Consider the following 1,870-nt stretch of genomic DNA (forward strand, 5'->3'; position numbering starts at 1 on the left):
GATCAGCACCACGTCGTCGCCGAGCCGGACGCCGGCCTCCTCGACGGCGTTGACGGCACAGGCCAGCGGCTCGGCGAGCACCTGATCGAGGGGGACGGCCCCGGCGGGACGGCAGTGGGCGGCCTTGGCGACCACGCGTTCCGCGAAGCCGTGCGACGTCACCCAGGCGCCGACCGGGGTTCCCACCGCGGGCGCCCCGACGTCGCGGCCGGCGGCGACGACCGTGCCGCTGACCTCGTGGCCGAGGTGGCGCGGGTAGCCGGCCGGCTCGGTGCCGGCCCACGCCGCCAACTCCGAGGTGCACACTCCGCAGGCGGCGACCTCCAGCACGACCTCGTCGGGCGCGGGCTCGGGCGCCGGCACGTCGGCGATCTCGAACCGCCGCGGCGCGGTGAGGACGGCGATCCTCACGAGAAGACCACGATGGCGTACGGCCCGAGCCCTCGCAGCGCGACCGTGTGCCGGTAGCCGCGCTGCTCGGCGCGCACGTGGAGCGTGGTCACCCGGCCGTCGCAGAAGTTCGCCGACGCATTCGTGTACCGCCGGGACAGGCTCACGGTGAGGTCGGTGTCGAACGGTCGCACGCAGTCCTCCTCCGGGTCGTAGTCGTAGTTGACCACGTGCACGGCCGACCGGCCGTCCGGAAGGCGCATGACGTTGGTGGCGAGCGCATCGCCGGCCACCTCGACCTGTCGGCCGTACTGCAGGAGGCGGTCGAGGTCGTCGTCGACGGCGGCCCGCACATTGGGGTGCGCGCGCAGCGACGGCTCGCCGAGGTCGCCGGTGTGCACGATGTAGCCACCGCCGGCGAGGTACGCGTGCAGGGCCGCTACCTGGCCACCGGTGAGCGCGGCGCACCCGGGCAGGATCACCTCGTCGTAGCCGTGGAGGTCTTCGCCGGTAACCCGGTCCGGGGCGGTGACCCCGTCGGGGAACAGCACGACGTCGAACGGGACGCCGGCGCGGGCCAGCCGGCCGACGACGGTGCGGTACGGCACGGCGATGCTGTCGTCCCGTGCGTTGAGAAGGTTGTCACCCACATCGGCGAGCGCTACGAGATCGAAGTTGCCGGCCACGTCGTACACGACGGCGATATCGTTGCCGCTCACCGGTGCGAACAGGTCCTCGTGGCCGGCGAGGAAGTCCTGGATCTCGCGAAGCAGCGCGTGGGGCGCATGGAACGAGTCCTGGATGGTCGCGCCCATCCACGAGCCGTACGGCACGGCCATGCTCGCCCCCATCGCCGCCGCCTCGTACAGAGACAGCCGCAGCAGGTCGTACCCTCTGCCCCGGCCGAGTTCCCCGGCGAGCTCGGGGATGACCCCGCCGTACGGGTTCTCGACGACGATGACGTCCTTGTCGCCCGCGAAGCCCGCCACGTAGCGGTACCACTCGGGCTGCCGGTGGGCGGTGTTGCGCATCTCGGTGACGATGACGTCGACGTCGTCGGCCAGCGCCAGGTACTGCGGATCCATGTTGAAGAAGTTGCCGGACACGCGGACCTCCCGGCCGTGCTCCCGCGCGTATGCCCGCGCGTAGCCGGCCAACTCCCCGAAGTGCCGCCGGATCGCGTCGCACTGGTAGCGGTGGTAGTCGCGGTACAGGGGAGTGTCGAGCTGGTCGGTGGTGAAGTCGTACCCCCGCTCCAGGAGCCACCGTCCGTAGTGGAACGTCGCCAGATCCACCCCGGCGAGCGCCTCGGGCCGATCCGGCCGCTGCGCGAGATGTTCGCGAAAGCCCCGCATGCAGTCCTTGCAGAAGCAGCCGCCGTACTGGAACGACCCGATCGGCAGCTCGGACTCGTCGAGCTGCACCCCGTCGACGCCGGCATCGATCTGGATCCGGATGACGGCCTTGAGGTATTCGCGCC

Annotated in this window: 2 protein-coding genes; both read right to left on the reverse strand. The window is 71.4% G+C overall.

Annotated elements, in window-relative coordinates:
• A partial coding sequence (locus AB0M20_RS41120; RefSeq protein WP_364306700.1) for an alcohol dehydrogenase catalytic domain-containing protein occupies positions 1–411 on the reverse strand: 411 nt, incomplete at its 3' end.
• On the reverse strand, positions 408–1,870 hold a 1,463-nt coding region (locus AB0M20_RS41125; RefSeq protein WP_364306702.1), incomplete at its 5' end, for a hypothetical protein. The genes AB0M20_RS41125 and AB0M20_RS41120, both read right to left, overlap by 4 nt.

The organism is Actinoplanes sp. NPDC051633 (assembly GCF_040681735.1).
In the GTDB taxonomy this organism is placed as follows: domain Bacteria; phylum Actinomycetota; class Actinomycetes; order Mycobacteriales; family Micromonosporaceae; genus Actinoplanes.